Origin of the sequence: Aliirhizobium smilacinae, from assembly GCF_006335145.1 — a bacterium.
Lineage (GTDB): Bacteria > Pseudomonadota > Alphaproteobacteria > Rhizobiales > Rhizobiaceae > Neorhizobium > Neorhizobium smilacinae.
On record NZ_VDMN01000003.1, the window covers coordinates 80,545 to 93,157 of the forward strand.

The window sequence follows — 12,613 nt, forward strand, 5'->3', positions numbered from 1 at the left end:
CCCGCCTAGGCCGCTGCGCCTTCGAGTGTTGCCTTGCGGGCTGAATAGGCTCGCACGGCATCGCCGAAAGCTTCAAACAGGGCACGCGAGGGTGCATCGGTTTCGGCCCAATATTCCGGGTGCCATTGCACGCCGACGGCAAAGTTCTTCGCATCGATGACCGAGACGGCTTCGACGGTACCGTCTTCGGCTCGCGCTTCCACCTGCAGGCGCGGTGCCGTTTCGGAAATGGCCTGACGGTGCAGCGAGTTGACCTGCACTTCTCCCGCCGTGCCGAGATAACGAGCGATGCAGGAGCCTTCCTCGACGATGACCGGCTGGCGTATGGCGAACTTGCCGTCGCGGTCCGATACGTCCGGCGAGCGGTGGTCCCAGATGCCGGGTTGTTCCTGGATCTCACTCGCCAGCGTTCCGCCAAGCGCAACGTTCAATTCCTGTATGCCGCGGCAGATGGCGAGCAGCGGAATGCCGCGATCGATGGCGCGGCGGATGAGCGGGAGGGAAGTCGCATCGCGGCCCGGATCGAACGGCCCGTCCTCCTCGGAGGCCTCTCTGCCATAAAGCGACGGATGAACGTTGCTGACTGCGCCGGAAATCAGCACACCGTCGACACGGTCTAGAATGGCGTCCGCCTCGTTGCCCGTTTCGAATGCCGGCACGATGAATGACATGACGTCAGCCACCTTCAGCGCTGCCGACACATACTGGTTCGGCGCGGCGTGCCAGATGGCGCCTTCGATTTCGCGGATATCGGCAGGGACGGCGACAACGGACTTCGGCAAATGAGAGGGCATGGTGGTTCCAGATTGATGAAGGCAAAGCCAGAAAAACAGAGAACGCGGCCAATTGCTAGAGGAATTGCGTTGCAAAACCAGCCATCAAGGACAGTGAAGTCGTCCTGGCCGCATGATCACTGCGGGCCACATGAGTGGCTGAGAGCCTTAGAAAATCGATAACCACACGATCTCATATTTTCTTCTCCTTTCTTGCTCTATGTCATGAAATCAGACCCGCTTTGGCGTGAAGCTGCAAGTACCCCATCCAAAAGGAGACCCCCCATGTTTGCCGCTCTTTCGCCTTATGTCGCTGGCCTTGTCATTATCTGGTGGCTTGTCGGCGCTTATGTCATCCCTCGTGACTTCATTCGCGCGCAGCGGACCAATCATGCGGCCCAATCTGCTGGAAATGAGAAGCTGCCTCGCAGGTAAGTGCGATCTGAAATATAGGCTACCCGGAAGAAGCTGCTGCTGCCGAAATAATGAGCATATCCCGCTGAAAACAATTTATAATTAGAGTTTCGGACAATACATACGAAAGTCTAATTCGTTATCCGTACTTCAGCCACCCGTTTGCGTTGTGCCTCGCTTGCAAGCCTCAAGCCAACATGTTTACCTCGTCAACGATATCCGGCGGATTGGAGGATACGCCGGGAGTCGATCATGATCGGGAGGATATTCATGGATCGTCGTCAATTCTTCAAGAAAACTGCAGTAACCGGAGCGGGCGCCTTGGCCGCGGGGGCGCTTGCTGCGCCTGCAATCGCACAGTCCAATCCGAAGATAAGCTGGCGCTTGACCTCATCGTTTCCGAAGTCGCTCGATACGATTTACGGCGGCGCAGACGATCTGGTGAAACATGTGGCCGCCGCCACGGATGGAAACTTCACGATCCAGCCATTTGCTGCCGGCGAAATCGTGCCCGGCCTGCAGGCACTCGATGCCGTGACCAATGGCACGGTGGAGATGGCACATACCTGCTCCTATTACTTCGTCGGCAAGGATCCGACATTTGCAATCGGAAGCGCCATTCCGTTCGGTCTCAACGCGCGGCTGACCAATGCCTGGTTCTATCAGGGCAATGGCAATACGCTGATGAACGAGTTCTTCGCCAAGCATAATGTCTACGGCCTTCTTGCAGGCAATACCGGTGCGCAGATGGGCGGCTGGTTCCGCAAGGAAATCAACACCGTCGACGACTTCAAGGGCGTGAAGATGCGTATCGCCGGCATTGCCGGACGCGTTCTAGAAAAACTCGGCGCTGTGCCGCAGCAGATTGCCGGCGGCGACATTTATCCGGCGCTTGAAAAGGGCACGATCGACGCGGCCGAATGGATCGGCCCCTATGACGATTACAAGCTCGGCTTCTTCAAGGTCGCGAAATATTACTATTATCCGGCCTTCTGGGAGGGCGGGCTGGCGATTCACTCGCTGGTCAATCTGGAAAAATGGAACAGCCTGCCGAAAGCCTATCAGGCGGCGCTGACCGATGCCTGCGCCTTCGCAAATACCAACATGATGGCGAAATACGATCTGAAGAACCCGACGGCGATCAAGCAGATCGTCGCCCAAGGGACGACGCTCAGGCCTTTCAGCCAGGAAATTCTCGAAGCCTGCTTCAATGCGTCGATGGAGGTCTACAAGGAAATCTCCGCGACCAACGCAGACTTCAAAAAAATCTACGAGGATCAGGTGGCCTTCAAGAAGGAAGGGTATCTCTGGATGCAGCTGTCCGAATACACGTTCGACACGTTCATGATGATCCAGCAGCGCAACGGCAAGCTCTGATCTTTTCGCCAGATACCCCGTAAATCGAAAACCCCGGAGCTTGGCTCCGGGGCTTTTCGTCATTCATCAATTGAACTTCGGCGGTTCGGACAGGTTGGGGGCCGCGGGCTGCGCCGGTGCGCCATCCATCGGCGGCAGGCCGAAGTTCGGCATTCCACCGCCCCCGTTGCCGCTGCCAAATCCCGGGACCTCGATCTTGATGGTGTTCAGATCCACTTCCGGAGGCTTGTCCAGCCAGTAGGTAACGGATTCGGGCCAGAAGATAATGATGCCGACGAGGATGAGCTGCATGCCAAGCCACGGAATGGCACCGAGATAGATGTCCCTGGTCTTCACGGTTTTCGGTGCGATCGAGCGCAGATAGAAGAGCGCAAAGCCGAAAGGCGGATGCATGAAGCTGGTCTGCATGTTGACGCAGAGCAGGACGCCGAACCAGATCAGGTCGATGCCGAGCGACTGCGCGACAGGAGCCAGAAGCGGCAGGACGATGAAGGCGATCTCGAAGAAATCGAGGAAGAAGGCCAGGAAGAAAACGAAGATGTTGACGAAGATCAGGAAGCCGGTCGCGCCGCCCGGAATATGAGACAGCAAGTGCTCGATCCAGAGACCGCCGTCCATGCCCTGGAAGACGAGGCTGAAGCAGGTGGCGCCGACGAGAATGAAGACCACCATTGAGGTGATCGTCATGGTCGAGTGCATCGCCTGTCTAATGAGATCCCATGTCAGCCTGCGGTGCAGGGCCGCGAGCACCATGGCGCCGACGACGCCGAGTGCGCCGGCTTCCGTCGGGGTGGCAAGGCCGAGGAACAGTGTGCCGAGCACGAGGAAGATCAATACGATCGACGGAACCATGCCCCAGAGGACACGCAGGACGAGCGCGGTGTTCAGTTCGCCGCGCGCCTCTGGTGGCAAAGGCGGCACATCCTTTGGGCGAACGATCGAGAGGATGAAGATGAAGCCGAGGAAGATCAGTACCTGCAGGATCGAAGGGCCAATCGCGCCGAGATACATGTCGCCGACCGAACGGCCGAGCTGGTCTGCAAGGACGATGAGAACGAGAGACGGCGGAATGACCTGGGTGATCGTGCCGGATGCGGCGATGACGCCGGTCGCGAGCCTCGGATTGTAGCCGTATTTCAGCATGATCGGCAGGGAGATCACACCCATGGTGATGACCGATGCGGCAACAGTGCCGGTGATCGCGCCGAGAATGGCGCCGACGATGATAACGGCGTAGGCCAGACCGCCCGGAATGGAGCCGAAAAGTTTTCCCGTGCCCTCGAGCAGATCTTCCGCCAGACCGCAGCGTTCAAGGATTGCACCCATGAAGGTGAAGAATGGAATGGCCAGCAACAGGTCGTTGGAAACGATGCCGAAAATGCGCAGCGGTAGGGCCTGCATGAAGGCGAATTCGAAATGGCCGGTGGCGATGCCGAGCAGGCCGAAAAACAGGCCGACTGCCGACAGCGAGAAGGCGACCGGAAAACCGTAGAGCATGAAGATGATCATGCCCAGGAACATGGCTGGCGGCATTATGCCGAATGCGAACATGGCTCTAATCCCCCCGATGATTTATTGAAGCGGCTTTTCGTAGGTCGTATCGACCTGCAGGGTTCCCGTCAGCCCCGCTATCCGCTTGATCAGTTCAGAGAAACCCTGCAGCGCGAGCAGGATGAAGCCTCCGACGATGACGAATTTGACCGGCCAGCGGATGAGGCCGCCGGCATTGGAGGAAATCTCGCCCTGCTGGAAAGAGAGGGAGAAAAACGGCCAGGAAAGCCATGCGAGATAGAGGCAGGCGGGGATCAGAAAAACGATCAGGCCCAGCGTGTCGATCCACAACCGTGCGCGATCTGAAACCGAGCCGTAGATAAGATCGACGCGAACATGCTCGTTGAGGCGCAGCGTATGGGAGGCGCCGATCAGCACGATGAAGGCAAAGAGATACCACTGAATCTCGAGCCAGCCGTTCGAGCTATAGTTGAACAGATAGCGTATGAAGGCGTTGCCTGCGCTTATCAAACAGCATGCAAGCACGAGATAACCGGCAAATTTTCCCAGCACCTCGCTCAAGCGGTCGACCAGACCGCTAAACCTTAGCAAAATTCTCATTCTTTCCCGCTCCCAACAGGTCCTTTTATCCCGCCTGTCCTGCGATGGCGATGTAAACGAAGGTCTAAGGAAAGAAAAGCGGAAATGAATGGCTTGAAATGCCTTCGGCCTTGAAATTCCGGGCTTTTGTCGAATATCGAAACTGCCTTTCGGTGTCTCGAAAGCGGACATTTTCCTTTACGCTTTGTTGAACACGTTCGAATATTCCCCCCTACCGTCAAAGGGGTTAACCCGAGCAACAATCAATTCTTAAAGGGTTTTCTTCACTGTCGCTCGAAAGCCAAGGGAATGAGACCCGATGAAGGATTTGGAAGCGAAGACGCTCCCGACAGAGTTGTATCTGCCGTTCGTCCAATCGCTGTTCAAAAATCGTGGAACGCTGTGGACTGGGATGGTTGTCCATATCCTGTCCTGCGCGATCATCTATGCCACGACCGGGGCGGAATTCTACATTCTCATGATTGCGGTGTTCGTTACCGTATTTGCCTATCGCATCTACTGGTTCCGCCAGTTCGACATGATCGACCACAGCCAGCTTTCCAAGAGTGAGATCGAGGGTTGGGAATCGCGCTATGTGCATGGTGCGGCCATTACGGCTTTCGTGCTTGGCATAGGCAGTGCCTATGCGGTTCTCGTACTCAGGGACATGCTGGCCGCGTTCATGTGCATCGCCGTGACGATGGCGTCGATGGTCTCAATCGTCGGCCGTAACTACGGTTCGGCACGTGCGGTCGCACTCCAGACGATCGGATGCTGCCTCCCCCTGGTTCTCGCCTGCCTGCTGACGGGGGAGCTCTATCTCGCGCTCATCTCGCTTTTCCTGATCCCGTTCGGATTGACGACGCAATCCATGGCGAAGGGCGTGCGGGAATTCCTGTACGAAAACGTGCTCGCCTCGCGGGAAATGACACGGATTGCGGACCAGCTCGATATCGCTCTCAGTACGATGACCCATGCTCTGATCATGCTCGATGCCGATGGCCGCGTGCAGGTGATCAATCGTCGCGCCTGCGAGCTTCTCGAATTGCCGGATGCCGACGAGTTGAAAGGTGCGGCATTCATTACCGTACTGAGGCGAAGCGGAAAGTCGCTTTCGGATGATCTCTTAAGGAAGATCGGGCAGCTCTCGGCGGGGCAAGCGGGTAAGACGCTCTTATGTTTAAAGGAAACCGTCTACCTGGAATTCTCGCTCAGCCACCGCACAGACGGTGGCGTTGTCATGTTGTTCGAAGATGTCAGCGCTCGCGTGGCTGCTGAGGAAAAGATCCTGCATCTGGTGCGCTATGATACGCTGACCGGGCTGCCGACGCGTGGTTATTTTGCCGAACTTGCGACGCGATATCTTAGAGAAACGGAAGCCGACCTTTTCGCGGCCTTTGTGATTTTCGACGTAGATGGCTTCAAGCATGTCAACGACATGCAGGGTCACGTCGTTGGTGATCGACTGCTTGCGGCGATAGCCGACCGGCTTGTGCATGAAGCGGGCGACGAGATCATCGTCGGCCGACTGGTCGGCGACGAGTTCGTGATTTTTGCAACGGGCCGGGATCGCAGTGCTCTTGAGGCTCGCATCAACGCCATTCAGGCTGAAATTCAGGGAAGCTATCGGGTCGACAGGCTCGACCTGACTGTCTTCGTCAATGGCGGAGGCGTCATCCTCGAAGGCCACGACTTCGATATGGAAGCCTGGCAGATCAAGGCGGATCTGGCTCTCAACGACGCGAAGTCGGTGGGCAATGGAACGCTGACCATGTTCCGCCCGGAAATGGATGCGCGCTATGTGGCGGAGCAGCGGCTGAAGGCGGATTTGCGCACGGCGATAGAGCAGGGCGACCTGACGGTCGTCTACCAGCCGATGTATCGTCCAGACGGTTCGGAAATGGAATGCTGCGAGGCGCTGGTGCGTTGGTCGCATCCCGAACGCGGCTTCATCGGGCCGAACATTTTCATTCCGATGGCGGAAAGCATGGGGCTGATCTCGGAAATCACCAGGTTCGTGCTCGACCGAGCCTGCGCCGATTGCGTGTCCTGGCAAAACGAGATGTCCGTCTCGGTCAACCTGTCCATTCACGACCTTCGCGGCGGCAAGATCGTGGCGCTGGTCGCGGATATTCTGGAGCGGTACAAGCTCGACCCGACGCGTCTGCATCTGGAAGTTACGGAAAGCTGCTTCATGGACGAGCCGGTGGTCGTCAGCGCCACGCTTGGAAGGCTGCGTGCGAGTGGCGTGACGATCGCCATCGACGATTTCGGCACGGGCTTCTCAAGCCTCAGCTATCTCGATTCGCTGCCGATCGACATCGTCAAGATCGATCGCGCCTTCGTGCGCGACATCGGCACCGAGCCTCGTCGCCTCAAGCTCCTCAGCGGTATCGTGCATCTCTCGCGTGAACTTGACCTGAAAATCGTCATCGAAGGCGTGGAGACCTTCGAACAGCTCGAACTGGTCAAGAAGCATAAGTTCGCCGATCTCGTCCAAGGTTATATCTTCTCCCCGCCGATCCCTGCGAATGCGATTGCAGAACTCAGTCAGAAAACGACCTCTGGCCGCCGGCTCGCTGGCAGACAGAATCGTCGGGACAAAGGCGTAGAACCGCGCGCTTTCGGCACGACGGGCTGAGCGTCCCTCATTTTATCACCAAAATTCATTCCCTAATGTAGGATGTTCTGAAACGTTACGGGTAACCTATTGTTAACCATAAGTTTTAAAAGACTGTTAATCATGATCTTCATCATTGCGATCACGCCCCGTTTCAGGGTTAATCAATCGTTAATAGCGATAGGTAGCCCAGATGTCAGTGGTTCAGAGTTTTTCAGACAAGTCGTTTTCAGAAAAACTGCTTTCTGCACTCGATCATATCGAGTATCGGCGCATTGAAGGACACGAGGATTTCGAGGATGTGGCCCGGTTGCGTTACAAGGCCTACAAGGCCCAGAACGTGCTACCGGTCGGAGCGAGCCATCTGCTGGACGAAATCGATTTCGTCCCGCATGCCTACGTCTTTGGTATCTACTATTACGAAGAGCTGATCTCGACGGTTCGGGTGCATCACGTGACCTCGGAGCACCGGACATGCCAGTCCGTTGGCGTGTTTCCTGACGCCGTGAACGAGCTGCTTGATTCCGGCCTTACCTTCATCGATCCGGCCCGCTTCGCCGTCGACCCGGACATCGTCGGCGAATTGCCGACCATTCCCTACATCACGCTCAGGCCGTCGATCATGGCGGCCATCCACTTCGACACCGATCGGGTGCTTCAGCACATAAGGCCGCCGCATGCGGCCTTCTACAAGCGCATCTTCCTGGCCGATACGCTCGTGCCGCCGACCATCGCGCCGATATACGGGTTTGAACTGACATTGCTCGCCTCCCGGGTTCGCGAGGTGCGCCCTCAGTTGATGCGGCGGTTCCCGCTTTTCCAGTCGGAGGCCTATGAGCGGCGCCTGATGTTCGGCGAGCAGCCGACGATGCTGTCGCCGCCGCTGACCGTCCTGCCGACCGCACGCTTCGCCAGCCGCCCGAACTCACCGGAAATGGCATTCCTCCGCTGATTTCGCCTTTGCATGCAGGCTGACGGACTGGTGTGGCGAAACCATTGCGCTCTGCGGTTGTTTGTGTATTCCTGATATTGCCCGGCTTCCAGGACGGGTCGCGGGGAGATTTGAGCCTTCAGGTCATCGATGGTTCAATGCGTGGAGATCAGGGAGAGGCTTGATGGACGATCATCATAATGGACCGGTTGAAACTGGTGCGCCGATGGATCATGTGGCGCATGAGCGGACCTACGAGTTTTTTCTGGCGGCAGCCAAGTGGGGCACGATGAGCATCGTCGTGCTGCTTATCGCCATGGCTGGCGGTTTTTTCGGCGGGCTCGGACTGCTTGGGGGCCTTGTCCTGTTCGTCATCCTCAACATCGCCGGCGTTTTCCTGCTGCGCTAGCAGCAGACAGAAACTCCTGCCTCGGTGAAAAACGGATCGTGCCTGCTTGCCGGACGTTGCGACCGTTTTGGAAGACTATACCTTTTTATCGTTCAGCATAAGCGAACAATCCGTCTCGGCGAATCCGATAGTCCCGGACTAACGGAAGCGGCCTCGGCATGCCATGTAAGCATCAACATCATTTTCACATGCTTACGCCGGAGTGCCCCATGAAAAAGATCGGATTTCTCTCTTTCGGCCATTGGACGCCATCGCCGCAATCACAGACCCGCTCGGCCGGTGATACGCTGCTGCAGTCCATCGACCTTGCCGTTGCCGCGGAAGAACTCGGTGCCGATGGTGCCTATTTCCGCGTTCACCATTTCGCCCGCCAGCTTGCCTCTCCTTTCCCGCTGCTTGCGGCAGTAGGGGCCAAGACCAGCAAAATCGAGATCGGCACGGGCGTCATCGACATGCGCTACGAAAATCCGCTTTATATGGCGGAAGACGCGGGCTCTGCCGACCTCATTTCAGAAGGACGGTTGCAGCTCGGTATCAGCCGTGGTTCGCCGGAGCAGGTCATCGATGGCTGGCGGTATTTCGGTTATGAGCCGGAAGATGGCAAGAGCGATGCCGATATGGGTCGTCAGCATGCCGAGGTCTTTCTCGACGTGCTGAAGGGGGAGGGGTTTGCCAAGCCCAATCCGCGGCCGATGTTCCCGAACCCGCCCGGCATGCTTCGGCTCGAGCCCCATTCCGAAGGATTGCGGGACCGCATCTGGTGGGGTGCCGGCTCGAATGCGACCGCCATCTGGGCAGCCCAGAAGGGCATGAACCTGCAGAGCTCGACACTGAAGGATGATGAGACCGGCGAGGCCTTCCACATCCAGCAGGCCAAGCAGATCCGTGCCTATCGCGAGGCGTGGAAAGAAGCAGGGCACGCCCGCGAGCCGCGAGTCTCTGTCAGCCGCAGCATCTTTGCGCTGGTTGACGATCGCGACCGTGCCTATTTCGGCCGCGGCGGCAAGGAGGACGATTCGATCGGCTTCATCGACGAAAAGACGCGGGCCATCTTCGGCCGTTCCTATGCCGCTGAGCCGGATGCGCTGATCGAGGAGCTGCGGAAGGACGAGGCGATCGCCGAAGCGGATACGCTGCTTCTCACCGTGCCGAACCAGCTGGGCGTCGAATACAATGCCCATGTGATCGAGGCGATCCTGAAGCATGTTGCCCCGGCTCTCGGCTGGCGCTAAGGCCGATCAAATCAAGTTCCGAAACGACAATGCCGCCCGAAGGTTTCGGGCGGCACTGTCAATTTCAATACCGAAGATGCTGCAGACGGGGGCCTGTCAGGCGCCGCCGCCACCACGCGTACGTGCCGCGCCATCAACGGCGGGCTTGTAGTTCGGATCAAGCCGAACAGCGTGCGAATAGGATTTGTTGGCGCGGACGCGATCGCCGCGGCGCTCATAAACCAGCGCCTGGTTCGCCCAGGATTCGGCGATCTTGTCGTTCAGCTCGATCGCGCGGTTGAAGTCTGCAAAGGCGTTGTCGTCGTCGTTCAGGGCCACGTAGGAAATGCCGCGACCGTTATACGGCTCCGGCGAGTTCGTCGACAGGGAGATGGCCTTGGAGAAGTCCTCGATCGCCTGGGCGTGCTGGCCGCGGACCTGATAGATCAGGCCCCGGTTGTGATAGGCGCGGCCGTCGGTCGTATCGAGCTGGATCGCCTTGTTGAAGTCGTTGAAGGCTTCGTCGTTGCGCCCGGCCTGGCGATAGATATTGCCGCGGCCAATATAGGCGACGTCATAGCTCGGGTTGATCTGCAGCGCGCGATTATAGTCGTTGGCGGCATCGACCGGCTTGCCCATGTTGCGGTAAACGAGCGCGCGGTTGGCGTAAGCCTGATAAAATTGCGGGTTGAGCTGAATGGCACGATTGAAATCGTCCACTGCGCGCTTGAATTCGCCAGCGCGACCATAAGCAGAGCCGCGGCTGTTATAACCTTCCGGGTCGGATGGGTTCGACTGAATGACGGACGACAGCGACGCGATATTTTCCTGCGAGCCTTGCGCACGGTCGACGCGAATGACGTCGGTTGTGGTCGGTCCCGTCGCGCATCCCGCCAAACTCGCCATGCCGATAAACATGCCTGTGATCAAAGCCCGAGAGCGATGCTTGCTTATGAGCGGCAGGCTGGAAAATTCGATTCCATCGGTAGCAACGGAAGTCTTGGCGGCCATCAGGCGCAGGTCCTTGTCTCGGCAGTATGAGTCGAAATCGACCCGGTGCAATGAAAAAAGCGGCGGCGCCTAAGTCGCCCCCGCTCCATAAACACAGAAAAGCGTCTAAAAGACGGCCGATTAACGAGCGGCAGGGCGCGGCGTTGCCGGCAGCAGGCCTTCGCGCTGCATGCGCTTGCGAGCCAGCTTGCGAACGCGACGAACGGCTTCAGCCTTTTCGCGTGCACGCTTTTCCGAAGGCTTTTCGTAGTAATCGCGCATTTTCATTTCGCGGAAAACACCTTCGCGCTGCAGCTTCTTCTTGAGAGCGCGGAGAGCCTGATCAACGTTATTGTCGCGGACAAGTACCTGCACGTTAAATCCCGTTCCTTTGGTTTGTTGTTCGCCCGGTCATCGTCTGATTTGAAGGCGAAATAATGCTGATGCCCGGCGTCAGGCCGTGCGGTTGGTGAAGGCAGATAGCAGATGAGTCCTGCGAAGTCCATATGCACCACGGTTGTTGGTGCGAAAAATGGTTGTGACGTTGAAACAGGTTTTCGCGCGGGTTGGAACGACTATATCGATACTATTGAAACGGTCACCGCGGAACGCCGACTGCAAGGCCGGCAGTCCCGATGATAATGAAACTTTTTATTGGGAGTTCTTCATGCGCAGCGCCATCTACTCACGTTATGGAAATCCGGCCGATGTCCTTGCCGTAGAAGAGCGGCCTCTGCCGGAGCCCGGTCCCGGTCAGGTTCGTATCAGGATGGGCATGGCGGCTATCCATAACCATGATCTGCTGACAGTCAGTGGCCAATACGGGATCAAGCCTGCTCTTCCCGCCGTCGCCGGAACGGAGGCGATGGGTACCATCGATGCTGTAGGTGAGGGGGTTCTGCATCTGAAGGCCGGCCAGCGGGTTGCCGCATCCGGGCAAGGGTGCTGGGCCGATTATTACCTGGCTTCCGCAGCCGGTGCCGTGCCGCTGCCGGCTTCGATTTCCGACGAGGCCGCGGCGCAGCTTATCTCGATGCCGCTCAGCGCTCTGACGCTTCTCGATTTCATCGGCGCAGGGAAGGGCGATTGGGTAATCCAGAATGCGGCCAATGGCGCAGTCGGAAAGGCATTTGCCATGTTTGCAAGAAAACGCGGCATCAGGGTGGTAAATCTGGTCCGCCGCGACGCGGCGGTGAGCGAACTTGCCGATCTCGGCATAGAGGATGTCGTGTCGACCTCCCAGGACGGCTGGAAAGAGACAGTGCAGGCGATCACCGGCGGTGCGCCCATCAAAGCCGGTGTCGATGGCGTCGGCGGATCGGCTTCCGGCGACCTGCTGTCGACCCTCGGCGAAAATGGTCTGCTTGTCTCCTTCGGCTTGATGTCGGGCCAGCCGATGCAGCTATCTGCCAGCGACATGGTGTTCAAGCAGGCGGTGGTGAAAGGTTTCTGGCTTGCAAAGATCGCTCCGACGCTGCCGCGCGAAGAGTTAACGAACCTGATCGGCGAGATCGTACAGGCTGTCGCGAGTGGAGAGGTTCAGCTGAGCGTGTCCGAAGTGTTCGGTCTGTCGGATATCGCCAAAGCGGCCGCGGCAGCAGGTGAGGCGGGTCGCAAGGGCAAGGTGCTGGTTCAGGGCTGATCCGGATAGATCATGCAGTGTCGAAACAATTTTCCGATGCGTCGCAATATGGCCATTGCGGCGCATATTGTTTTGCGATGGGTATGACACGACCAAATCTCATGGAGACGGCGGCAGAAAGGCTGTCGACCAGGAGGCTAAGCCAAGGAAGAGAG

12 protein-coding genes are annotated in these 12,613 nt (G+C 57.8%); 7 read left to right on the top strand and 5 right to left on the bottom strand.

What is annotated here, in order from left to right; genetic code table 11:
• Positions 1–5: 5 nt before the first annotated feature.
• A complete protein-coding gene (locus FHP24_RS15110; RefSeq protein ID WP_139677581.1) occupies positions 6–782 on the bottom strand; it encodes a gamma-glutamyl-gamma-aminobutyrate hydrolase family protein in 777 nt (258 codons plus the stop codon).
• A gap of 276 nt (positions 783–1,058) precedes the next feature.
• On the opposite strand from FHP24_RS15110, the gene FHP24_RS28745 reads away from it, so the two are divergent.
• Both FHP24_RS28745 and FHP24_RS15115 read left to right on the top strand, forming a co-directional pair.
• The gene (locus tag FHP24_RS28745) at positions 1,059–1,208 is read left to right on the top strand and encodes a hypothetical protein (protein ID WP_180356015.1); all 150 of its coding nucleotides are present in this window, start codon (positions 1,059–1,061) and stop codon (positions 1,206–1,208) included.
• A gap of 249 nt (positions 1,209–1,457) precedes the next feature.
• Positions 1,458–2,564: a TRAP transporter substrate-binding protein gene (locus FHP24_RS15115; RefSeq protein WP_139677066.1), complete on the top strand. Its 1,107-nt coding sequence runs from the start codon at positions 1,458–1,460 to the stop codon at positions 2,562–2,564.
• A gap of 66 nt (positions 2,565–2,630) precedes the next feature.
• On the opposite strand, the gene FHP24_RS15120 is transcribed toward FHP24_RS15115, so the two are convergent.
• Complete coding sequence (locus FHP24_RS15120; protein WP_139677067.1) at positions 2,631–4,115, bottom strand: TRAP transporter large permease; 1,485 nt, start codon at positions 4,113–4,115, stop codon at positions 2,631–2,633.
• A gap of 21 nt (positions 4,116–4,136) precedes the next feature.
• Positions 4,137–4,676, bottom strand: a complete 540-nt coding sequence (locus tag FHP24_RS15125; protein WP_139677068.1) for a TRAP transporter small permease subunit — start codon at positions 4,674–4,676, stop codon at positions 4,137–4,139.
• Positions 4,677–4,974: 298 nt separating this feature from the next.
• Between FHP24_RS15125 and FHP24_RS15130 the strand changes: the two genes are divergently transcribed.
• From FHP24_RS15130 to FHP24_RS15145, 4 genes are all read left to right on the top strand, one after another.
• A complete protein-coding gene (locus FHP24_RS15130; RefSeq protein ID WP_139677069.1) occupies positions 4,975–7,296 on the top strand; it encodes a putative bifunctional diguanylate cyclase/phosphodiesterase in 2,322 nt (773 codons plus the stop codon).
• A gap of 172 nt (positions 7,297–7,468) precedes the next feature.
• A complete protein-coding gene (locus FHP24_RS15135) occupies positions 7,469–8,227 on the top strand; it encodes an N-acyl amino acid synthase FeeM domain-containing protein (protein WP_139677070.1) in 759 nt (252 codons plus the stop codon).
• 163 nt (positions 8,228–8,390) lie between these two features.
• Positions 8,391–8,615: an aa3-type cytochrome c oxidase subunit IV gene (locus FHP24_RS15140; protein WP_139677071.1), complete on the top strand. Its 225-nt coding sequence runs from the start codon at positions 8,391–8,393 to the stop codon at positions 8,613–8,615.
• Between the two features lie 209 nt (positions 8,616–8,824).
• A complete protein-coding gene (locus FHP24_RS15145; RefSeq protein WP_139677072.1) occupies positions 8,825–9,847 on the top strand; it encodes an LLM class flavin-dependent oxidoreductase in 1,023 nt (340 codons plus the stop codon).
• Positions 9,848–9,943: 96 nt separating this feature from the next.
• Here FHP24_RS15145 and FHP24_RS15150 read toward each other — a convergent pair whose 3' ends face one another.
• Positions 9,944–10,744, bottom strand: coding sequence for a tetratricopeptide repeat protein (locus FHP24_RS15150; protein WP_246091804.1), 801 nt, complete (start codon positions 10,742–10,744; stop codon positions 9,944–9,946).
• Positions 10,745–10,957: 213 nt separating this feature from the next.
• Positions 10,958–11,191 (bottom strand): 30S ribosomal protein S21, encoded by a 234-nt coding sequence (gene rpsU, locus FHP24_RS15155; RefSeq protein ID WP_139677074.1) that lies wholly within the window; start codon positions 11,189–11,191, stop codon positions 10,958–10,960.
• A 292-nt stretch (positions 11,192–11,483) separates the two neighbouring features.
• Here rpsU and FHP24_RS15160 point away from each other — a divergent pair, with 292 nt between their 5' ends.
• Positions 11,484–12,458: a zinc-binding dehydrogenase gene (locus FHP24_RS15160; RefSeq protein ID WP_139677075.1), complete on the top strand. Its 975-nt coding sequence runs from the start codon at positions 11,484–11,486 to the stop codon at positions 12,456–12,458.
• The last annotated feature ends 155 nt before the right edge of the window (positions 12,459–12,613 follow it).

Bases quoted from the DNA above. Each gene is read 5' to 3' on its own strand.
- FHP24_RS15145 (WP_139677072.1), top strand. From the start codon at position 8,825: ATGAAAAAGATCGGATTTCTCTCTTTCGGCCATTGGACGCCATCGCCG.
- FHP24_RS15125 (WP_139677068.1), bottom strand. From the start codon at position 4,676: ATGAGAATTTTGCTAAGGTTTAGCGGTCTGGTCGACCGCTTGAGCGAG.
- FHP24_RS15150 (WP_246091804.1), bottom strand. From the start codon at position 10,744: ATGTTTATCGGCATGGCGAGTTTGGCGGGATGCGCGACGGGACCGACC.
- FHP24_RS15135 (WP_139677070.1), top strand. From the start codon at position 7,469: ATGTCAGTGGTTCAGAGTTTTTCAGACAAGTCGTTTTCAGAAAAACTG.
- FHP24_RS15160 (WP_139677075.1), top strand. From the start codon at position 11,484: ATGCGCAGCGCCATCTACTCACGTTATGGAAATCCGGCCGATGTCCTT.
- FHP24_RS28745 (WP_180356015.1), top strand. From the start codon at position 1,059: ATGTTTGCCGCTCTTTCGCCTTATGTCGCTGGCCTTGTCATTATCTGG.
- FHP24_RS15140 (WP_139677071.1), top strand. From the start codon at position 8,391: ATGGACGATCATCATAATGGACCGGTTGAAACTGGTGCGCCGATGGAT.
- FHP24_RS15130 (WP_139677069.1), top strand. From the start codon at position 4,975: ATGAAGGATTTGGAAGCGAAGACGCTCCCGACAGAGTTGTATCTGCCG.
- FHP24_RS15115 (WP_139677066.1), top strand. From the start codon at position 1,458: ATGGATCGTCGTCAATTCTTCAAGAAAACTGCAGTAACCGGAGCGGGC.
- FHP24_RS15120 (WP_139677067.1), bottom strand. From the start codon at position 4,115: ATGTTCGCATTCGGCATAATGCCGCCAGCCATGTTCCTGGGCATGATC.